Here is a 20,797-nt window from a genome sequence, read left to right on the forward strand (position 1 = left end):
TGAAACCGCTCTCGCGGGTAACCTTCGCCGGCGGGGAGATCACACACTGCACGGGCGCCGCCGCCTCTCCCGGGCCCCTCACGAACGGGTCAGGCGGCTGATGAAGAAGCCATCGATGCCGCCGGCCTGCGCCCAATGGCTGGGCAGGGTGCGCAGGTCCCCCTTGGGGGTGATCGCGTCGGCCAGCCCCGGCACCTCGCCCGGCGCGATGGGCCGGCGCTTCAGGGGCGCGCCGGCGGCCAGCATGGCGTCGACCATCTCCGGCCCCTCGCGCGGCTCGATCGAGCAGGTGCAGACCACCAGGGTGCCGCCGGGCGCCAGCATCTCGACCGCGGCGCGGAACAGCCTGGCCTGCACCTTGGCGAGCGCCCGGACTTCTTCCGCGTCACGGTGCAGGGCGATGTCGGGGTTGCGCCGCAGGGTGCCGGTGGCGCTGCAGGGCGCATCCAGCAGGACATAGGGCACCCGGGCTTCCGGCCGCCATTTGGCGACATCGGCCACCACGCTGGTGGCGCTCAGGCCCAGGCGGGCCAGATTGCCTTCCAGCCGGTCCATGCGGCCGCGCGCCTGGTCGACCGCGGTCACCCGCGCGCCCGATGCTGAAAGCTGCGCCGTCTTGCCGCCCGGCGCCGCGCACAGGTCGATCACGCCGTCGCCGGCACCCGCGCCCAGCAGGCGCGCCGGCAGGGCCGCGGCGGCATCCTGCACCCACCAGGCGCCCTCGGCGTAACCGGGCAGGTCCGCGACGCGCCCGCCTTGGGCCAGGCGCAGGCTGCCCGTGGGCATAACCTGTGCCCCCAGGCGTTCCGCCCACAGGCCCGCATCGAGGCCGGGCTTCAAGGTCAGGTCCAGCGGCGGCTCGAGCTGGTGGGCGGCGGCGATCTGCGCCGTCACCACCTCGCCATAGGCCTGGGCCCAGCCGGCCCACAGCCAGTCCGGCGTCGAATTGCGCGGCCGGTTGAACTGCTTCAGCAGGGCCTCGCGCTCCCGGTCCATGCGCCGCAGCAGGGCGTTGGTGAGGCCGCGTAGACGCACCAGGGCGCCGTCGGCGAGATCGACCGTGGCGCCCACCGCGGCGTGGGGCGGGACATTCATGATCAGCAGTTGCGCGGCACCCAGGGCCAGGATCATGCGCAGCCGGTCGGGCAGGTGGCCGTCGGGCCGGGCCAGGCAGGCATCGACCACGCAGTGCAGGAAACCCCAGGCGCGGATCGTGGCCGCCGCCAGGGCATGGGCGAAGGCGCGGTCGCGCGGTTCCAGCTTGTCCAGGGCACCGGCCTGGTCGACCGCCTCGTCCAGCGGGCGGCCGCGGGCGACCACGGCCTCGATCAGGCCCAGGGCGGCAAAACGAGCGGCGACGCCCGCATGGGCGCCGCCATCAGACATGGTGCTGGTTTTATTGGTGGTCGACGTCAAGTCCAAGGCCCTGCCTGTCCCATCTCGACCGCCATATGACGCAGGCGCTCGATCCGGTTTTCCATCCGCGGATGGGTGGTGAAGAGCCCATCCATAGCATTTCCGTGCAGGGGATTGACGATGAACAGATGCGCGGTCGCCGGATTGGCCTCCGCCTGGGCGTTGTCGACCCGCTCGACACCCCGGTGCAGCTTGTCCAGGGCCGCGGCCAGCCACAGCGGGCGGCCGCAGATCTCCGCCCCGATCCGGTCGGCCTCATATTCGCGCGAGCGCGAAATCGCCATCTGCACCAGCACCGCGGCGAAAGGCGCCAGCAGGGCGACAGCCAGGCCGACGATGGGGCCGGGCGAATTTTCCCGGTCGTTGGACGAGCCGCCGAAGAACAGGGCAAAATTGGCCAGCATGCCGATGGCGCCGGCGATGGTCGCCGTCACCGTCATGGTCAGGGTGTCGCGGTTGCGCACATGGGCCAGTTCGTGGGCCATCACGCCCGCCACTTCCTGCTCGCTCAGCAGGTTCAGCAGGCCGGTGGTCGCCGCCACCGCGGCGTTTTCCGGGTTGCGGCCGGTCGCAAAGGCATTGGGCTGGGGATTGTCGATGATATAGACCCGCGGCATGGGCAGGCCGGCATTGTCGGCCAGTTGGGCCACGATCGCATGCAGGCGCGGGGCCGCGCGGGCGTCCACTTCCCGGGCGCCGTACATGCGCAGGACCATCTTGTCCGAATTCCAATATGCGAAGACATTCATGGCGAGCGCCACCATGAAGGCGATCACCAAGCCGCTCTGCCCACCGATCAGCCAGCCGACAGCCAGGAACAGACCGGTCAGGGCGGCAAGCAGCAAAGCAGTACGTGCGAAGGCCAACGTGCTCTCCCGTGGTTGAAGCAACAGCGCCGGCACCGGCCGGACCGCACACATGTGGGCCCGCCCCGCCCCACGATCAAGCGGGAGGGCCTGGGTGCCCGGCCCTGTGCCGGGCAAGACGGCCTTCGGATTCAGGCGTAGCCTACCACCCCGTGGGGCACGTAGGGCGCCTCCAGGGCCGTGACCTCGTCGGCGGTCAGCTTGACCGACAGGGCGGCGACCGCATCGTCGAGGTGCCGGGGCTTGGTGGCGCCGACGATCGGGCTGGTGATCGGCGCCTTCTGCAGGACCCAGGCCAGGGCCACCTGGGCCCGGGGAATGCCCCGCGCCAGGGCGATCTCGGCGACCTTTTCCACCACCTTGCGGTCGGCTTGCGCGGTTGCGGCATAGAGGCTGGCGCCGAAGAAATCCGACTCGGCGCGGGCGGAAGTCTCGTCCCAGTCGCGGGTCAGGCGGCCGCGGGCCAGCGGGCTCCACGGCATCACGCCGATGCCTTCCGCCGCGCACAGGGGCAGCATTTCGCGCTCCTCCTCGCGGTAGAGCAGGTTGACGTAGTTCTGCATGGTGGCGAAGCGGGTCCAGCCGTAGAGGTCGGCGGTGTAGAGCGCCCTGGCGAACTGCCAGGCGTGCATGGACGAGGCGCCGATGTGCAGCGCCTTGCCCGCCTTCACCACGTCGTGCAGGGCTTCCAGCGTCTCCTCGATGGGAACCTCGTAGTCCCAGCGGTGGATCTGGTAGAGGTCGACATAGTCGGTGCCCAGGCGCGTCAGGCTGGCGTCGATCTCGTGCATGATCGCCTTGCGCGACAGGCCGGCGCCGTTGGGCCCCTTGCGCATGCGGCCGTGGACCTTGGTGGCGATCACCACCTCCTCGCGCCGGGCGAAATCCTTCAGCGCCCGGCCGACGATTTCCTCGCTGGTGCCGTCGGAATAGACATTGGCCGTATCGAAGAAATTGATGCCCAGGTCCAGCGCCTTGCGGATGAAGGGGCGGCTGGTTTCCTCGTCCAGGGTCCAGGCATGGTTGCCGCGCTCGGGCACGCCATAGGACATGCAGCCCAGGCACAGGCGCGAGACCTCGAGGCCGGTCGAGCCGAGTTTCACGTAGTCCATGTCAGAACGCCTCGGGCTTGGGGCCGATGCGGCCCTTGGCATCGTCCAGGGTGGCGATCTTCGCCAGATCGTCGGCATCCAGGTGGAAATCGAACACCGCCAAATTCTCGGCAATACGTGACGGCGTCACCGATTTGGGGATCGCGATCAGGCCGTTGTCCAAGTGCCAGCGGATGATGACCTGGGCCGGCGTCTTGCCGTATTTCCGGGCGATCGCGCCGATGGCCGCATCCTCCAGGAACTGGCCCTGGCCCAGCGGGCTCCAGGATTCCGTGGCGATGCCCTTTTCGGCATGGAACTGGCGAAGGCCGCGCTGCTGGAAGCGCGGGTGCAGTTCCACCTGGTTCACCGCCGGCACCACCCCGGTCTCATCGATGATGCGCTGGAGATGATCGGGATTGAAGTTCGAGACCCCGATCGACTTGGCGCGGCCATCCTGGCGCAGCTTGATCAGGGCCTTCCAGGCCTGGACATAGGCGCCGACGCTGGGCACCGGCCAATGGATCAGGTAGAGGTCGACATAGCCGAGGCCCAACCGCCCCAGGCTGCTGTCGAAGGCCTTCAGCGCCACGTCGTGGTCGTGGCGGTCGTTCCACAGCTTGGTGGTGACGAAGAGCTGGTCGCGCGGCACGCTCGAGGCCTTGATCGCCTCGCCGACACCAACCTCGTTACCATAGATCGCGGCGGTATCGATCGAGCGGTAGCCGGCGGCGATTGCCGATCCCACCGCGGCGGCGGCACCGTCCTTGGGGACCTGCCAGACACCGAAGCCAAGCTGTGGAATCGCCCGGCCGTCGTTGAGCTTAATCGTGGGTTGGGTCAATGCCATGCTCGTCCCCTTGGCGCTTGCGGTGGGAAAGTATGGCCGCGGCAGCGACAGGTCGCAGCCCGTCGTTGCTGCAACCCAGCGATGACGACGGGGCACGGCCCCGACATCAAAAGCCCAAGGCGCAGCCGTCCTTGCGCTGGTCCGAGCCGGCCCACAGCACGCCGGCCCGGTGGTCGATCCAGATCGCCTGGGCGCCGCCCAGCGGGGTCGCCGCGGTCGAGACCCGGTGGCCCCGGGCGCTGAGCGCCGCGGGCACCTCGGCGCCGAAGCTCGGCTCCATCTCCAGCACGCCGTTGAAGGCGAAGCTGCGCGGGGCATCGATCGCCGCCTGCACGTCCAGGCCGCGGTCGAGGACGCCGGACAGGAACGCCGCGTGGCCGGCCGCCTGGTATTGCCCGCCCATGACGCCGAAGGGCATCACCACCCGGCCGGCCTGGCGCACCATGCCGGGGATGATGGTGTGCATCGGGCGCTTGCGCGGGCCGATGGCGTTGGGATGGCCTTCGATCACCCGGAACGAGGCGCCGCGGCTGTGCAGCAGGATGCCGGTCTCAGGGTCCAGGCGGGTGGAGCCGAAGCTGTGGAAGATCGAATTGATGAAGGAGATCGCGTTGCCGTCGCGGTCGACCACGCACAGATAGACTGTGTCCTTGTGCTCGGGCTCGGTCCACAGGGTGGGGGGCCGGGCACGGGTGGGATCGATGCGCGCCTGCAAGGCGGCGGTGGTCGACGGCGACAGCAGGGTCTCGACCGGATAGGGCAGGCTGGCCGGGTCGCCGATCAGCGCATCCCGATGCAGATAGGCGAGCTTGGTCGCCTCGGCATGCAGGTGCACCCGGTCGGCCATGGCCACCTCGGGCGAAAGGTCGAAGCCTTCGAGCATGTTCAGGATCATCAGGGCGGCCAGGCCCTGGCCGTTGGGCGGGCATTCCAGCACCTCGTTGCCGCGGTAGCTGGTGGCGATCGGCGTCACATAATCGGCGCCGTCGAGGGCCGCGGCAAAGTCGTCGAGCGTGTGCAGCCCGCCCAGGCTGTTGAGGCGGCCGACCAGGGATTGCGCCGTGGCGCCCAGGTAGAAGGCCTTGGCGCCATCCAGGGCGATTTCGCGCAGGCGCGCACCCAGCCTGGGCTGGGCATGGCGGGCACCGGCCGCGGGCGCCCGTCCCCCCGGCAGGAAGACCTGCGCGGCGCCGGCATCGCCGGCCACGAGTGCGGCATTGCGTGCCCAGTCGTCGGCCACCCGCGGGTTACCGGATAGCCGTCCTCGGCATAGGCGATGGCCCGGGCGAACAGGCGGTCGAGCGGCAGCGTGCCGTAGTCGCCGTGCAGCTTGACCCAGGCCGCGACGGCGCGGGCACGGTCACCGAATGGGCGCTGGTCTGGGTGATCTCGCCGACCCCCAGGGAGAGCAGCTTTTCGACCGAGGCGGCGGCCGGGGCCCGGCCACTGCCGTTGAGTGCCACGACCTCGCCGCCCGCCGGGGCATAGAGGGCGAAGCAGTCGCCGCCGATGCCGGTCATCAGCGGGTCGACCACGCATTGCACGGCCACCGCGGCGATGGCGGCGTCGACGGCATTACCGCCCGCGCTCAGGATCTCCAGGCCGGCCGCTGTCGACAGCGGGTGGGACGTCGCGATGACGGCCTCCTGCGCCAGGGTCGGCGCGCGGCCTTCACGGAAAAAAATCCCTCATCCTGGCTCCTCGACGACCGACACGGCAGGCGCCGTTTCAGGGTCGCCGTGTCGGCATCCTGATGATATATGTATACAAGTCGCAACAGAAATATACGAATGACCGACGCCTTCATCGCTTCCCGGCCGACCGCACCCGATGGCGAGGCGGGGCCCAGTGCGGCGCAGCGCATCTACGCAGCGATCGTCGACCGCATCCTGAACGGCGACTTGCGGCCGGGCGATGCCCTGAACGAGCAATTGCTGGCGGAGCATTTCGGCGTGTCGCGCACGCCGGTGCGCGAGGCCTTGCAGCACCTGAGCATCGCGGGCCTGGCCCAGCGCGGCACCCGGCGCTCGTTCATGGTGCGCCGCCTGGACCAGCCCGCCCTGGACGACCTGTTCGAGACCATGGGCGAGATCGAGGCGCTGTGCGCCCAGTACAGCGCCCGGCGGATGACCGCGGTCGAGCGCCGCACGCTGGCGCAACTGGTCGCCGACGGTGCCGATTTCGTGCGCCGGGGCGATGCCGCCGCCTATGCCGGCCTGAACACGCAGTTCCATTCGGCACTATTCGACGGGGCCCACAATGTCAGCCTGCGCGAGATCGCCCGGATCCTGCGCGTGCGCACCGCCCCCTACCGCGAGGCGCAGTTCCGCCAGACCGACCGCCTGCGCTCGTCACAGGCCGAACACGAGAAGATCCTGGCCGCCATCCTCGAAGAGCGCCCCCAGGACGCCCGCGCCGCCATGCACGCCCATGTCGCCACCACCGCCCTGAACGTCACCCGGATGATTACCCGGTCGCCCGGCCGCGGCGCCGGAATTTAAAAACGCTCGCGGGGCTACTTCCGCACCAGGTAGCCGATGATGCCGCCGGTTGCGGCCGAAAGCACAGATATCGCCCACTTCTTTTCCTCGGCCGACGCCGCGCTCGACGACAGGGTGCTGTAGCACAACCACGCGACCAAAGTGACGAAAGCAATCGCCACCAGGAACAACGCCACGTCTTTGAACAGGCGGACATTACGCCCGCCGGCGGTCTCTTCCCGTTCAACCGAGACGCTGTACTTGTGGTTCGGCGGCGGGCTGTTCAGGTCGATCGTACTCACAGGCCGACGATCTCGGTCTGCATTTTCTCTGACTCGGGTTCGACCAGGCCAAGCTTGAGACCGCGCAGCTTGCCGTCGCGGGCCGCCAAGTACAACTGAAGCGCCTTGCGGAGAATCTCGCTCTTGTTGGTTTCGGTTGCCGCCGCGGCTTTGTCGATTTCGCGATTGAGGTCATCTGACAGGACCACATTGAAACGTACGCTCATGACCGACTCCTTGCGCAAATTAGGTGTGTTTTATACACTCTTTTGGCGCATCATTCAATCGGCAACGGCCCTAAGGCAACCGGGGCAGGCGCCGGGTGATGCCTGTAGGCGCCCGCATATTGGACTGCAAAGCAAATATGAGAAACCATTTCTCATCCCATCAACTGAGTGGTGCAGCTACGCTCGCCCGAGCGGTTCGTTCGCCATCCGGATCGTGGCACGCTCCATTGGCTGGTCGGCGACATCGCCACCCCGGAGCTCGGCGCCACCGGTCTTGGGTTGTGAAAGGGCTATTCGTCGCCATAGGCCGATGGCAGGTGACGTTCGAGGTCCATCGCATCGTAAAGCACGCGCCCGACGCCGATCACGCCCGAACGCACAGCCCGATACAACAGAAAGTGCCTAGGATTGCGGACGATGCCGCTTTCATGGCGCGCCCGCTCCCGACTGTGGCGCAGATGATAACTGCGCACCTGCTCGCCAAGATCCGGACGCTTGATGCTTCCAGGCCGTTCGGGGTCGGCAGCGACATCGCGCAGCGCCGTCGCGAGCAGGCGTTCGTAACGCAGACGAGCCAGTTCGCCGAAGTGTTCATCGGTCCAGGCCAGAAGCTCGACGATATCCTCCCGCGCCGCGGCCGAGAGGCGGTATTTGGCCGTCACCTTTATGCGCCGGCCTTGCGCGCCCGCGCCTTGGCCTCACGCCCGAGGCCGCCGACATACTCCTCCAAGGTGTCGCCCGAAACAGTGACGAAGCGGCCTTCCTTCAGATCGGCAAAGCCGATCCGGGCCGCCTCCCGCAAAGCTTCCAGCTTCGCAGCCTCGCGAGCCTCACGCTGTTCGATCATGCGAAGGCCCTCGCGCAAGACCTCGCTGGCATTTTGATAGCGGCCGGACTTCACCAGCCGGTCGATGACCTCTTCATGATGTTCGGTCAGGACGACGTTGCGCGTTGGCATGGCAGAGCCTTCGGACGATGGTTTCGCGGCCGCAGGATAGCAGTCATGGCATAATATGCCAATGGTAGTTGCCGCGCCGCTACACCTGTCTTGTGAGACGGACCCCAGATTTGCCAGCAGTTTCCAGCTATTTGCTTGACGGTCCAGGACGTCAGTACTCACACGTCCAGGTTGGCCACGGCCAGGGCGTTGTCCTGGATGAATTCGCGGCGGGGCTCGACGATGTCGCCCATCAGGCGGGCGAACATTTCGTCGGCCGTGTCGCCGTGGGTTACCTTCACCTGCAGCAGGGTGCGGGCATTGGTGTCCAGGGTGGTTTCCCACAACTGTTCGGGATTCATTTCGCCCAGGCCTTTGTAGCGCTGGATGGTCAGGCCCTTGCGGCCGCTGGCCAGCACGGTGTCGAGCAGCACGGTGGGGCTGGTGACCGGGGTTTCCGCGTCCTTGCGCAGCAGCACAGCGGTCCGGCCGTAGGTCGCGACCAGGTCCGGCGCCATCTCGTCGAGGCGGATCGCCTCGGCCGAGCGCATCAGGCTCATGTCCAGGGCATGGACCTCGCGCACCCCGCGCACTTCCCGCGCCACCACCAGGGCACCGTCGAGGCCCAGTTCGCCCTTCCAGCCGCGCTCGATATCGACGGCGTGGCTGTCCAGGCGCGCCGCCAGGGTGGCGGCGGCCTGGGCCGTGCGGTCGGGATCGGCCAGGACCGTGGGGTTCAGCAGGCCGGCGATCGCCGCCTGTTCGACCAGCGGCAGCCAATAGCGCCGGCTGGACGCGCCGAGCAGGGTGCGCACCTGGCGGGCCTGTTGCAGCAGGGCACGCAGGTCGTTACCCGCAAGCTGGGTGCCGTCGCCCAGGCGCAGCACGGCGCCGTCGAGGCCGACGTCGATCAGGTTGTCCTCCAGGGCCCGCTCGTCCTTCAGGTACACTTCGGACTGGCCGCGCTTGATCTTGTAGAGCGGCGGCTGGGCGATATAGAGGTAACCCTTCTCGATCAGCTCGGGCATCTGGCGGTAGAAGAAGGTCAGCAGCAGGGTGCGGATATGGGCGCCGTCCACGTCGGCGTCGGTCATGATGATGATGCGGTGGTAGCGCGCCTTCTCGATGTTGAAGTCGTCGCGCCCGATGCCGGTGCCCAGCGCCGTGATCAGGGTGCCGATTTCCTGGCTGGACAGCATCTTGTCGAAGCGCGCGCGCTCCACGTTCAGGATCTTGCCGCGCAGCGGCAGCACCGCCTGGTTGGCGCGGTTGCGTCCCTGCTTGGCCGAGCCGCCGGCCGAGTCACCCTCGACGATGAACAGTTCCGACTTGGCCGGGTCGCGCTCCTGGCAATCCGCCAGCTTGCCCGGCAGGTTGGAGACGTCGTAGGCGCCCTTGCGCCGGGTCATCTCGCGGGCCTTGCGTGCCGCCTCGCGTGCCATCGCCGCCTCGACCACCTTGCCGACCAGGATCTTGGCCGGGCCGGGGTGCTCCTCGAACCATTGCTGCAGCTTCTCGTTCACCAGGCTCTCGACCACCGGGCGAACCTCGGACGAGACCAGCTTGTCCTTGGTCTGGCTGGAGAACTTGGGATCCGGCACCTTGACCGAGAGCACGCAGGTGAGGCCCTCGCGCGCATCGTCGCCGGTCAGGGCGACCTTCTCCTTCTTGGCGATGCCCGATTCATTGGCATAGGCGTTGACCGTGCGGGTCAGCGCGCCGCGAAAGCCGGCCAGGTGGGTGCCGCCGTCGCGCTGCGGGATGTTGTTGGTGAAGCAGAGCACGTTCTCGTGATAGCTATCGTTCCACTGCATGGCGACTTCGAGAATGATGCCGTCCTTCTCGCCGCGGATGACGATGGGCGGATCGATCAGCGACTTCTTGTTACGGTCGAGGTAACGCACGAAGGCCTCGACCCCGCCCTCGTAATAGAGGTCGGCCGTCTTCACCTCGACATGGCGGCGGTCTTCCAGCACCACGCGGGCGCCGGAATTCAGGAACGCCAGCTCGCGCAGGCGGTGTTCCAGCGTGTCGTAGTCGAACTCGACCTGGGTGAAGGTCAGGGTCGACGGCAGGAAGGTCACCTGGGTGCCGGTCTTGCCCTCCGACGGGCCGACCACGGCCAGCGGCGCCACCGGCACGCCGTGCTGGAAGCGCATGTAGTGTTCCTTGCCGCCGCGCCAGATGCGCAGGTCCAGCCAGGCCGACAGGGCATTCACCACCGACACGCCCACGCCGTGCAGGCCGCCTGAAACCTTATAGGTATCCTGGTTGAATTTGCCGCCAGCGTGGAGCTGGGTCATGATCACCTCGGCCGCCGAAACGCCCTCGGATTCATGGATCTGGGTCGGCACGCCGCGGCCGTTGTCCTCGACCGTGACCGAGCCGTCGGCATTGAGCACCACCAGCACCCGGTCGCAATAGCCGGCCAGGGCCTCGTCGATGGCATTGTCCACCACCTCGTAGACCATGTGGTGCAGGCCCGAGCCGTCGTCGGTGTCGCCGATATACATGCCCGGGCGCTTGCGCACCGCGTCCAAGCCTTTCAGCACCTGGATCGCGTCGGCGCCGTAGTTCTGGGCACCTTCGACCGTATCGCGGCGATGGGACTCGTTAGTGGTCATGGTGTCGTTACCTTATCTGTTACGATGCCGCCGCGACTTGGCCGTCGCGGACATCGAAGAACTGGGCCGTCAGGCCATCGAACAGCGACCGCTCGGTGCCGGTCAGGAACACCTGGCCCCGGCGCGCGAGATCAGGTCGTAGAGGGCCGCCCGGCGGCCGGGATCGAGATGCGCCGCCGCCTCGTCCAGCAGCAGCAGGGGCGCGCGGCCGTCCGCCCGCGCCACCAGCGCCGCCTGGGCCAGCACGATCGAGAGCAGCAGGGCCTTCTGCTCCCCCGTCGAACACTGCCCCGCCGGCTGGTCCTTGGCGACATGGGTGGTGCCCAGGTCGCCGCGGTGGGGGCCGATGGTCTGGGCACCGGCCTCGCCGTCGCGCGGCCGCGCGGCCGACAAGGCGGCGCGCAGGCGGCCGGCCACGGCGGCTTCCTCGCCCGCCCAGCCCTCGACCTCGCCGGTCAGGGCCAGGTGGGCGCGGGGAAACGGCGTCTCGACCGCGGCCATCGCCGCGTTGAGATCCGCCACCGTCGCCCGCCTCGCTGCCGCGATCGCCGCGCCTTCCCGGCCCAGCCGCTCTTCCAGCGCGTCCAGCCACTGGCTGTCGCGCGGGCCCTGGGTCAACAGCCTCAACCGCTCCTCCCGGGCCTTGTCATAGGCGACGTGGGCCTCGGCATGGGCGGCATGGCGTGCCATCACCAGGCGGTCCAGGAAGCGCCGGCGGGGGCCGCGCCCTCGGTCCACAGCCGGTCCATGGTCGGCGTCAGCCACAGGATCGACAGCTCGCGCGCCAAGCTGGCCTGGGTGACCTGGGCGCCGTCACGCTTGACCTGGCGCCGCTCGCTGCCGGGAACGGTCGCCGTGCCGATCTCGAGCGGTGCCGCCAGCCCCTCGCCCACAACCGCCGCCGCCACGGCCCAGCCGCCTGCCCCGTCCCGTCGGGCGATCTCGGCGCTCCTGGCATGGCGCAGGCCGCGCCCGGGCGAGAGCATGGACAGGCCTTCCAGCAGGTTGGTCTTGCCCGCGCCATTGGGCCCCGACAGCACCACCGGCCGGCCATCGAACAGCAGCTCGGCCCGGCCGTAGCAGCGAAAATCGGTCACGACCAGGCGCTGGACATGGCGCGCCGCCGGCAGGGCTGCGCGATCCGGTTCGTCTTCGCTCGCAATGGTCATGGCCAAGGCCAATCGTCGCCACCTTTCACGGTCAAAGCCCTCTCCTCCTCGGAGGAGAGGGTGGGGTGAGGAGGGAATCACCGCCGGCGCAATTCCTGCGCAACCACCTCACCCTCCCCGCTGTCGCGGGTCCCCTCCCTCTCCCCCGTAAACGGCGGAGAGGGCAAATGACATCAAACGCGCATCGGCATCAGGACGTAGAGCGTGGCATCGTCGCCCTGGTCGCGCACCAGGGTGGGCGCCAGCGAATCCGCCAGCACCAGGCGGATCACATCGGATTCGATCTGCTGGGTGATATCCAGCAGGTACTTGGCGTTGAAGCCGATCTCCATCGGGCCGGAGCGATAGCTGGCCGCCACCTCCTCGACCGCGCTGCCGTTGTCGGGGCTGGTCACCGACAGGGTGATGCGGTCCTGGTCGAGGATCAGCTTCACCGCGCGGGTCTTGTCGGTCGAGATGGTCGAGACGCGGTCGACCGCGGCGGCGAACAGCTTGGGATCGACTTCCAGCAGCTTGTCGTTCTGGGTCGGGATGACGCGGGAATATTCCGGGAAGCTGCCGTCGATCAGTTTGGACGTCAGCACCACGTCGTCGAAGGCGAAACGGATCTTGGTGTCGGACAAAGCGATCGAGACGTCGCCCTCGGTCTCCTCGATCAGCTTGCGCACCTCGTTCACGGTCTTGCGCGGCACGATCGCGCCGGGGATGCCGGCGGCGCCGTCGGGCAGCGGCACCTCGAAGCGGGCCAGGCGGTGGCCGTCGGTGGCCACCCCGCGCAGCACGGCGACGCCCGAGGAGTCCGCCGCGTGGAGATAGATGCCGTTGAGGTAGTACCGCGTCTCTTCCGTCGAGATGGCGAATCGGGTCTTGTCGATCAGGTTGCGCAGGGCATCGGCCGAGAGGGCGAAGGAATGGGGCATGCCGCCGTCGGCGATCACGGGGAAGTCCTCGCGCGGCAGGCACTGCAACTGGAAGCGCGAGCGCCCGGCCGACAGGCTCATGCGGCCGCTGTCCTCCGACTTGTAGATCAGCTCGACATCGGTGCCCTCGGGCAACTTGCGCACGATGTCGAACAGGGTGTGGGCCGAGGCGGTGGTGGCCCCGCCCTGGATGATGTTGGCGGGCACGCTTTCGACGATGGCGAGGTCCAGGTCGGTCGCGGTCAGGTGCAGGTGGCCGTCTCGCGCCTCGATCAGGACGTTCGAGAGGATGGGTATGGTATTCCGCCGTTCGACGACGCTGTGGATGTGGCCGAGGGTGCGCAGAAGGGCGCCGCGTTCGATGATGAGCTGCATACGTCGTTCTCGATGCGTCGGTCGTGATCCGGTGAAGGAGGATCAGGAGGGCGGAACCGGCGTGGCTGTCACGCCGACCGCGCACCGCGCAGGGCGGTGACACGGTGCTAGAGAGTAGCAAAAGGTATGGGGGGCGCCAGCGCTTTTTAACCCTCGGCAACATATTGATTTGGCGTCACTATTCGCCGCCCGGCCGAAGCTTTCCAGGACCCCGGCGGACAGGCTTCCGCGCAGGTGATTCGGCCACCGGCTGGCGCAAGGCCGCAGAATACCCTTTTTGATTGAATTTCCGCCAGTCGCCAAGCACTGTGGCGGCGCAGCGCCATGGCAGCGCGCTCGCGCTTACCATCGATGGAGTAGCGGTCTTGGCCAATATCAACGGCACCAGTAACGCGGACGTGCTGGATGGCACGACAGAGGCCGACGTCATCAACGGCTTCGCCGGTGACGACGAAATCTACGGCGATGCCGGCGACGACACGCTCGAGGGCGGCGAAGGCGACGACATTCTGGGCGGCGGCGCCGGGGTCGATCGTCTGGTCGGCGGCAACGGCGACGATGGCTATGTGATCGACGACGACAGCGCGGACACGATCGTCGAGACGGCGGACGGCGGTATCGACACCGTCGCCGCCTTCCACGACTACACGCTGCCGACCAATGTCGAGGGCCTCCTCCTCTATGCCGGGCAGAAGGGTTTCGGCAACGATCAGATCAACGTCCTCGTGGCCCACGACGACGGCGCCGAGCTTTATGGCCTCGGCAGCGAGGATTATCTGATCGGTGGCGCCGGCAACGACCGCCTCGACGGCGGCACGGGTGACGATCGGCTCGAGGGCGGTGCCGGCGACGATACCTATGTCGTCGACAGCGCGCGGGACGTCGTCATCGACACGACCGGCACCGATACCGTTCTCGCCTATCTCAACTGGAGACTGGGCAGCGGCTTCGAGAATCTGACTTTGAAGGGCAGCGCCGGCTTCTCCGGCAGCGGCAACAGCCTCGGCAACACGATCATCGGCAATGCCGGCGGCAACAAGATCGACGGCGCCAGCGGCAACGATACGCTCCAGGGCGGCGACGGTGACGACACCCTGCTGGGCGGCAACGGCGCCGACAGTCTCACCGGCGGCCGGGGTGTGGATATGCTGCAGGGCGGCCTGGGCAACGACACCTACTACCTGGACGCCGGCGACAACGCCGACACGGTGAGCGAAGCGGGCGCCGACGGCATCGACACGGTGGTCGCGGCCTTCGACTACACGCTGATCGGCGGGTTCGAGAATCTGACCCTGCGCGCCGGCATCCGGGGCCAGGGCAACAACCTCGGCAACAGCATAACCGGCAACAGGTCGGCCAACACGCTGCTGGGCGAGGCGGGCAACGACACGCTGGACGGCGGCGACGGCAACGACACGCTCGAAGGCGGTGCCGGCAACGATATCCTGATCGGCGGTGCCGGCATCGATGTGCTGAAGGGCGGTCTCGGCAACGATACCTACTACCTCGACCCCGCCAATGTGCGACGGGACTCGGTCAGCGAGGAGAACGGCGGCGGCACCGATATCGTGATTTCGGGATTCGACTATACGCTGCTGGACGGCTTCGAAAATCTCACCCTGACCGGCGGTGTCCGGGGCCAGGGTAACGCCGGGAACAACACGATCCTTGGCAGCGCGGGCGACAACAGGCTGCTGGGCGAGGCGGGCAACGACGGGCTCGACGGGGCGGCCGGCAACGACCGCCTGGAAGGCGGGGTCGGAAACGACAAGCTGACCGGTGGCCTGGGCCAGGATCTGGTCTTTGGCGGCGACGGCAACGACCAGCTTGTCATCACTTCCACGGCGGATGTCGCCGGCGGCGAAATCTACGACGGCGGCAACGGTTCCGACGCCATTGTCTTCTCCGGCCCGGGCCGCCTCGATCTGAGCCAACTGGCGCTCACCGGCATCGAGAAGGCGGTCAGTAACGGCGGCGCGCTGGCCATGTCGTTCGCCATGTTGAAGTCCTTCGCCGTGGTCGACGCCCATGAGATCCATCTCACCGACGGCGGCACGCTGGACCTGACGGGGATCGCTTCCCTTCCCGGGCTCATGTACCTCTATCTGTCGGACCAGGACACGGTGCTTGACCTGCGCCAGATCGAAGTCGGCACCCCCCGATACTACAACCTGTGGATCAACGGCGGCGCTGGCGACGACGTACTGACGGGCGGAGACGGACTCACCGCCGCCTACGAATATCTCGACGGCGGCAAAGGCAACGACATCCTCCATGCCGGGGACAGTTACATAAACTATCTGACCGGCGGTCGCGGCAAGGACATGGTCTATGGCAGCGACGGCAACGACGTTCTGATCGTCAAGGCTCGGGACGTTGTCTCGGGCGAAATCTATGATGGCGGCGCCGGAGACGATCAGCTCACATTCGAGCCCCAACGCGAGGGCGAGATCCTCGACGTGAACTTGGACGGCGTCACGCTGCTCAACATCGAGACGCTCCGCGGCACCGATATCAGGATTTCGATCGAGGACGCAGAGAGACTCGCCAATTTCAGCGCGCACAACGTCTATCTCAAGGACGGCGGTGTCTTGGACTTCGGCACGTCGGATTTTGCCTACATGTTGTCGGTACACTTCGCCGACGAGGCGACCACGCTCGACCTGCGCACACCTGCAGGTGCCTTTCCGCGCAAAACCGCCACCAGCGTCTATGGCGGCGCCGGCGACGACATCATCTATGCCGGCGCCAACCAGTCGACCATCGATGGCGGTGGCGGCGACGATGTAATCTACAATGACAACACGTGGCGCGTCACCGGTGGCGACGGCGCCGACCGTTTCGTGTTCAAGGCCAAGAAGGTCTGCGTCATTACCGACTTTGAAGATGGCATCGACACGTTCGACGTCAGCGCCCTGGGCTATCACACTTTCGACGAAATGGTCGCCGCCGGCTTCAGCGTGACCGAGAACTATACGGGTGGCGTGCGGGTCAATCTGGGCCAGAGCACCACGCTGCTGCTGAACACCATGCCCCTCGACACGATCGAGGCCAGCGACTTCCTCTTCGCCTGATCACGCACGGCGTCCGGCCGCTTCTCGCGGCCGGATGCTACACGTTACACCTCCAGCGCGCGGCGCAGGCTGTCGATTTCCTCGTGGAAGGTGGTGTCGGCGGCGCAGAGTTCTTCGATCTTGCGCACGGCATGGATCACCGTGGTGTGGTCGCGGCCGCCGAACTTGCGGCCGATTTCGGGCAGGGAGCGCGAGGTCAGCTGCTTGGCCAGGTACATCGCCACCTGGCGCGGCCGGGCCACCACGCGCGCCCGCCGGGCCGACAGCATGTCGTTCATGCGCACGCTGTAATAGTCGGCGACCTTGCGCTGGATGTCCTCGATCGTCACCCGGCGGTCGTTGGCCCGCAGCAGGTCCTGCAGAACCTCCTGGGCCATGTCGATGGTGATCGGCCGGCCCACCAGTTCGGCATAGGCGACGACGCGGTTGAGCGCGCCTTCCAGCTCGCGGACATTGGAGGTGATGCGGTGCGCCAGGAACTCGACCACGCGCTTGGGCACTTCGCTCTGGCCCAGGCTTTCGATCTTCTGGTCCAGGATGCCTAGGCGCAGCTCGTAGTCGGTCGGGTGGATGTCGGCGACCAGACCCCAGCCCAGGCGGGACCGGATGCGTTCCTCGATGCCTTCGAGGTCGGTCGGTGAGCGATCGGCCGAAATGATCACCTGGCGGTTGTGGTCGACCAGGGCGTTGAAGGTATGGAAGAACTCTTCCTGGGTCGAATCTTTCCCTGAGATGAACTGCACGTCGTCGATCATCAGGACGTCGACCGAACGGAACTGCTCCTTGAACACCATGGTGTCCTTGAAGCGCAGGGCCCGGATGAACTGGTACATGAACTTCTCGGCCGAGAGATAGATCACCCGGCGATGCGGCTGGCGCTCGCGGATCGCCCAGGCGATGCCATGCATCAGGTGGGTCTTGCCCAAGCCGACGCCGCCATAGAGGAACAGCGGGTTGAACTTGACCGCGTCGCCCTCGGCCACGCGGCGGGCGGCGGCATGCGCCAGCTCGTTGGACTTGCCGACGACGAAATTATCGAAGGTGAAGCGCGGGTCGAGCGGCGCGCCGACCTCGCGGTCGCTCGCTGCCGCGCTCGCCGCGCCCGCCGTCGCGGGCGCGCGGGCCGCCGCCCCGTCGCCTTGGGCAAAACCGATCGCCGGCGCGGTGCGGGAGCCATAGCCGCCGACCGGTGCATTATAGGCGGTCGCCTTGGCCGCGGTAGCGCCGCCGATCACGGCGGCCGGGGCCGGGTCCGGCACGACCGCATCGACCCCGTTGCCGGCCACTGCCGCCGCGGCGGCCATGCGCGGCTGGACGATGAAATCGACCTGGGCCACCACCGGCGCCTCGACCCGCCACAGGGCGACCAGGCGGTCGGCAAAATGGCTGCGCACATAGTCGCGCATGAAGGTGGTCGGCACGCCCAGGACCACGGTGCCAGACGCCCGCATCTCGATCAGGCCCAGCGGCCGGATCCAGCTTTGGAACGTGTTGTCACCGAGTTCCAGCCGGAGGCGTTTCTTGACCGCCGTCCACGCCGCCTCGAATTGTTGATTGGTAAACATCCGTGACAGACCCCGACCCCTGCCGATACCGCCGCCGGCTGAAGGCGAACAACCGCCCCCGTCGACTTGTACTGACCTCAACGAAGCGCGTTGCCGCTTCAGCTCTGCTGCCAGGGCAGTCCCGCGGCCTTCCAGCCGCCGACCGCGCCCCGGTGCCGGCTGCCGTCGAGATCGCCCTCGAAACCGCCGGTGATATTGTATGCCGGTGCCAGACCCGCCTTGGTCACGGCCAGCGCCGCCGACCTGGACCGGGCACCCGAGCGGCACAGAAACAGGATCGGCGACCCGGGGTGGTGACCCGCCCCGCTCAAGACCGCCTCGAGCTCTGCCAGGAAATTGCCGTTGGCCGTCATGCCGGGGAAATGAGCCCAGGCGACCAGCGCCGGCTTCTTGCCGAGGCCGCCCAGATCCGGCACGCCGACGAAGCTCCATTCCGCCGCGGAACGGACATCGACAAGCACGGCCCCGGAGTCCTGGCCAAGGATGCGCCACGCATCGTCGGGGGTGATGTCACCCGCGTAATCCGCCACGACTCCACTCCTCTCCTTCACACGGCGCGACCCCACCCCGGCCTGCCGCGCGTCATGCGCCGACATCGCCTGGAATTCGATCGGCAAGGGCCGCCCGCCCATTTCGGGCACACAAGCAGCCCTCAACTGCAACTTCGGTTGCTTCGCCCCGAATACCTAAACACGCAAGTAATCAGCGCGCACTTGTCTTGACTATTAGACGAGCACGTCCCGCGATTACTTCCCCTTCGAGTATTCGTCCCCGCCTGCCATGCGGGGACCCACACAATAACAACGGGGCCGGGCGGAGGCAACGAGACCGAAGCACGAACGACCAAGATTCCGACTCGCGCTACTCGGTTACCGCGAATCCCGGCCTGCCTGATTTTTGCACTCGGACAGCAAAAAAATCGACGGCCCGCCGACAGGCGGGCCGTTTGCTCGGGACTTGGGGCCCCACGATGTTCGCTGGAAGAAGGGGCCGGCCAGCGGCCCCTTGGCCTAACCTTAGCGGGCGGCGAGCGCCTTGACCCGGGCCGACAGCCGGGAGACCTTGCGCGAAGCGGTGTTCTTGGGCAGCACGCCCTTGGAAACGCCGCGCGCGATCTCGGGCTCGGCCGCCGCGAAAGCCGCCTTGGCCGCCGCCGCATCACCGCTCTCCAGCGCCGTCTCGACCTTCTTGATGAAGGTGCGGATGCGCGAGACGCGGTTGCGATTGACCGCGGTACGCCGCTCGGTCACGCGCACGCGCTTCTTCGCTGATTCCGTATTCGCCATGTTCTTGAGACCTACGAGTGTGGATAACTTTAGAAAACGAGGGCGGAGGGATATCACCAAGGGGAAGAGAGGTCAATGATTAGAGTCCCTCAAACGCCGGGCGGCGGCGGCCGCGGCCTTGGCTCGCTTCGCTAAAGCGCCGCGGGGCCTCAATGGCCCAATGGCGCCTTCCATTCCCTCTCCGCCGCTTGCGGGGGAGAGGGAGGGGCCCGGCGCGCAAGCGACGGGAGGGTGAGGTGGTGGGTCGGGGAAGGGCGCGCTCTACGCCCTTGACCCACCTCACCCAACCCTCTCCCCCAAAGGGCGGAGAGGGCTTTCCCCCCCTGGGCCATTGAGGCCCCGCGGAGCTTTAGCGGAGCGAGCCAAGCGCGCTGAGGCGCGCGCCCGGCGCTTGAGGGCTTACTACTTCTGCTTGAACACCGGTTTGCGCTTCTCCACGAAGGCGGCCATGCCTTCCTTCTGGTCCTCGGTCGCGAAGGTCGAGTGGAACAGCCGGCGCTCGAACAGCACGCCTTCGGCGAGCGTGCCCTCGTAGGCGCGGTTCACCGCCTGCTTGGCCATGGCGACGATCGGCTGCGATTTCTCGGCGATCGCCGTGGCCACCTTGATCGCCTCGTCCACCAGGTCGGCAGCGGGCACGATGCGGCTGACCAGGCCGGCACGCTCGGCTTCCGCCGCATCCATCATGCGGCCGGTCAGGCACATCTCCATGGCCTTGGACTTGCCGACGAAGCGGGTCAGGCGCTGCGAGCCGCCGATGCCGGGGATGACGCCCAGATTGATCTCGGGCTGGCCGAACTTGGCGGTATCGGCCGCCAGGATGAAGTCGCACAGCATGGCGATCTCGCAGCCGCCGCCCAGGGCATAGCCGGCCACCGCCGCGATGATCGGCTTTTTGATCGCGACGATGCGGTCGTGCGGCTGGGCAAAGAAATCGGCCTTGAACATGTCCATGTAGGACTGGGGCGCCATCTCCTTGATGTCGGCGCCGGCGGCAAAGGCCTTGGCGCTGCCGGTGACGACGATGCAGCCGATGGCCTCGTCGGCGTCATAGGCCTCGAGCGCCGTGCACAATTCGCCCAGCAGTTCGGCGTTCAGGGCGTTCAGCGCCTGGGGCCGGTTCAAGGTGATCAGGCCGACAGGCCCGCGGCTTTCGGTCAGGATGGTGGCATAGGCCATGACGCGCTCCGGTACGATCGATTGGGTGGTCCGGGAGGGGTGTCGCCTAAAGCGCGTGCGGACGCAAGTTGAAGCGTACGCCCAGGGCCCCGTCGCCATCGCCCTGGCCATGCAGGGTGATGACCAGGATCTCGGTCGCCCGGCGGAAGACATATTTGTCGGCGCCGTCGTCGGCCGGCTGGTCGAGCTTCCAGCCCAGGGCCGGCAGGCTCTCGCGATAGAACCGCGCCACGTCGTCGGCCGAGACCGGGCCGGCGGTATCGACGTCCACGATACGCCCGCCGGGCGTGTCGAAGACGATGCGGGTGTCGGGCACTTCGGCGAGCCCCTCCATCAGGGGCACATCCTCGGACCCGGTCAGGAACCGGGTCGTCGCCAGGGCGGGCAGAACCAGGCCCCACAATCCCAGCAGCGCGGCAGCGGTCGGCAGCAAGCGTCTCATGGGCGGCATGATAGC

19 protein-coding genes and 1 pseudogene are annotated in these 20,797 nt (G+C 67.4%); 2 read left to right on the forward strand and 18 right to left on the reverse strand.

The window, feature by feature from the left end; translation table 11 throughout:
• Positions 1–78: 78 nt before the first annotated feature.
• The 5 genes and pseudogenes from D3874_RS23090 to D3874_RS23110 form a co-directional block, all read right to left on the reverse strand.
• Positions 79–1,386, reverse strand: a complete 1,308-nt coding sequence (locus D3874_RS23090) for an RsmB/NOP family class I SAM-dependent RNA methyltransferase (RefSeq protein WP_119782450.1) — start codon at positions 1,384–1,386, stop codon at positions 79–81.
• A gap of 26 nt (positions 1,387–1,412) precedes the next feature.
• Positions 1,413–2,282, reverse strand: a complete 870-nt coding sequence (htpX, locus tag D3874_RS23095) for a zinc metalloprotease HtpX (protein WP_199699227.1) — start codon at positions 2,280–2,282, stop codon at positions 1,413–1,415.
• 131 nt (positions 2,283–2,413) lie between these two features.
• Positions 2,414–3,394, reverse strand: coding sequence for an aldo/keto reductase (locus tag D3874_RS23100; RefSeq protein ID WP_119781473.1), 981 nt, complete (start codon positions 3,392–3,394; stop codon positions 2,414–2,416).
• A gap of 1 nt (position 3,395) precedes the next feature.
• On the reverse strand, positions 3,396–4,223 hold the full coding sequence (locus D3874_RS23105) for an aldo/keto reductase (RefSeq protein WP_119781475.1): 828 nt from the start codon (positions 4,221–4,223) through the stop codon (positions 3,396–3,398).
• 106 nt (positions 4,224–4,329) lie between these two features.
• A pseudogene (locus D3874_RS23110) lies at positions 4,330–5,773 on the reverse strand (gamma-glutamyltransferase family protein).
• A gap of 240 nt (positions 5,774–6,013) precedes the next feature.
• Between D3874_RS23110 and D3874_RS23115 the strand changes: the two are divergent.
• Positions 6,014–6,724 carry a GntR family transcriptional regulator gene (locus D3874_RS23115; protein ID WP_119781476.1) on the forward strand — a complete coding sequence of 237 codons (711 nt, stop codon included), beginning with the start codon at positions 6,014–6,016 and terminating at the stop codon, positions 6,722–6,724.
• Between the two features lie 14 nt (positions 6,725–6,738).
• Here D3874_RS23115 and D3874_RS23120 read toward each other — a convergent pair whose 3' ends face one another.
• From D3874_RS23120 to dnaN, 8 genes are all read right to left on the reverse strand, one after another.
• Positions 6,739–7,005: a hypothetical protein gene (locus tag D3874_RS23120; protein ID WP_119781478.1), complete on the reverse strand. Its 267-nt coding sequence runs from the start codon at positions 7,003–7,005 to the stop codon at positions 6,739–6,741.
• Positions 7,002–7,211: a ribbon-helix-helix domain-containing protein gene (locus D3874_RS23125; protein WP_119782451.1), complete on the reverse strand. Its 210-nt coding sequence runs from the start codon at positions 7,209–7,211 to the stop codon at positions 7,002–7,004. The genes D3874_RS23120 and D3874_RS23125 overlap by 4 nt, the downstream gene beginning before the upstream one ends.
• A 290-nt stretch (positions 7,212–7,501) precedes the next feature.
• Positions 7,502–7,873, reverse strand: a complete 372-nt coding sequence (locus tag D3874_RS23130; protein WP_119781479.1) for a type II toxin-antitoxin system RelE/ParE family toxin — start codon at positions 7,871–7,873, stop codon at positions 7,502–7,504.
• 2 nt (positions 7,874–7,875) lie between these two features.
• Positions 7,876–8,169, reverse strand: a complete 294-nt coding sequence (locus D3874_RS23135; protein ID WP_119781481.1) for a type II toxin-antitoxin system ParD family antitoxin — start codon at positions 8,167–8,169, stop codon at positions 7,876–7,878.
• 158 nt (positions 8,170–8,327) lie between these two features.
• Positions 8,328–10,772, reverse strand: a complete 2,445-nt coding sequence (gene gyrB / locus D3874_RS23140; RefSeq protein WP_119781483.1) for a DNA topoisomerase (ATP-hydrolyzing) subunit B — start codon at positions 10,770–10,772, stop codon at positions 8,328–8,330.
• Positions 10,773–10,874: 102 nt separating this feature from the next.
• A complete protein-coding gene (locus D3874_RS30820) occupies positions 10,875–11,462 on the reverse strand; it encodes a DNA replication/repair protein RecF (RefSeq protein WP_233560111.1) in 588 nt (195 codons plus the stop codon).
• The gene (locus D3874_RS30825; protein WP_233560112.1) at positions 11,462–11,941 is read right to left on the reverse strand and encodes an AAA family ATPase; all 480 of its coding nucleotides are present in this window, start codon (positions 11,939–11,941) and stop codon (positions 11,462–11,464) included. The genes D3874_RS30820 and D3874_RS30825 overlap by 1 nt, the downstream gene beginning before the upstream one ends.
• A 173-nt stretch (positions 11,942–12,114) precedes the next feature.
• Positions 12,115–13,236, reverse strand: a complete 1,122-nt coding sequence (gene dnaN, locus D3874_RS23150; RefSeq protein WP_119781485.1) for a DNA polymerase III subunit beta — start codon at positions 13,234–13,236, stop codon at positions 12,115–12,117.
• A 365-nt stretch (positions 13,237–13,601) separates the two neighbouring features.
• Here dnaN and D3874_RS23155 point away from each other — a divergent pair, with 365 nt between their 5' ends.
• Positions 13,602–16,310 carry a calcium-binding protein gene (locus tag D3874_RS23155; RefSeq protein ID WP_158596186.1) on the forward strand — a complete coding sequence of 903 codons (2,709 nt, stop codon included), beginning with the start codon at positions 13,602–13,604 and terminating at the stop codon, positions 16,308–16,310.
• Between the two features lie 44 nt (positions 16,311–16,354).
• On the opposite strand, the gene dnaA is transcribed toward D3874_RS23155, so the two are convergent.
• The 5 genes from dnaA to D3874_RS23180 all read right to left on the reverse strand — a co-directional run bounded on the left by dnaA (position 16,355) and on the right by D3874_RS23180 (position 20,782).
• Positions 16,355–17,875 carry a chromosomal replication initiator protein DnaA gene (gene dnaA, locus D3874_RS23160; RefSeq protein WP_119781488.1) on the reverse strand — a complete coding sequence of 507 codons (1,521 nt, stop codon included), beginning with the start codon at positions 17,873–17,875 and terminating at the stop codon, positions 16,355–16,357.
• A 98-nt stretch (positions 17,876–17,973) separates the two neighbouring features.
• Positions 17,974–18,405 (reverse strand): rhodanese-like domain-containing protein, encoded by a 432-nt coding sequence (locus D3874_RS23165; RefSeq protein ID WP_119782452.1) that lies wholly within the window; start codon positions 18,403–18,405, stop codon positions 17,974–17,976.
• 486 nt (positions 18,406–18,891) lie between these two features.
• Entirely contained in the window at positions 18,892–19,161 is a 270-nt protein-coding gene (gene rpsT / locus D3874_RS23170) for a 30S ribosomal protein S20 (RefSeq protein WP_119781490.1), read from the reverse strand.
• A 402-nt stretch (positions 19,162–19,563) separates the two neighbouring features.
• Positions 19,564–20,340 (reverse strand): enoyl-CoA hydratase, encoded by a 777-nt coding sequence (locus D3874_RS23175; protein WP_119781492.1) that lies wholly within the window; start codon positions 20,338–20,340, stop codon positions 19,564–19,566.
• Between the two features lie 46 nt (positions 20,341–20,386).
• A complete protein-coding gene (locus D3874_RS23180) occupies positions 20,387–20,782 on the reverse strand; it encodes a hypothetical protein (RefSeq protein ID WP_119781494.1) in 396 nt (131 codons plus the stop codon).
• Between the last annotated feature and the right edge of the window lie 15 nt (positions 20,783–20,797).

This window comes from Oleomonas cavernae (assembly GCF_003590945.1).
GTDB lineage: Bacteria > Pseudomonadota > Alphaproteobacteria > Zavarziniales > Zavarziniaceae > Zavarzinia > Zavarzinia cavernae.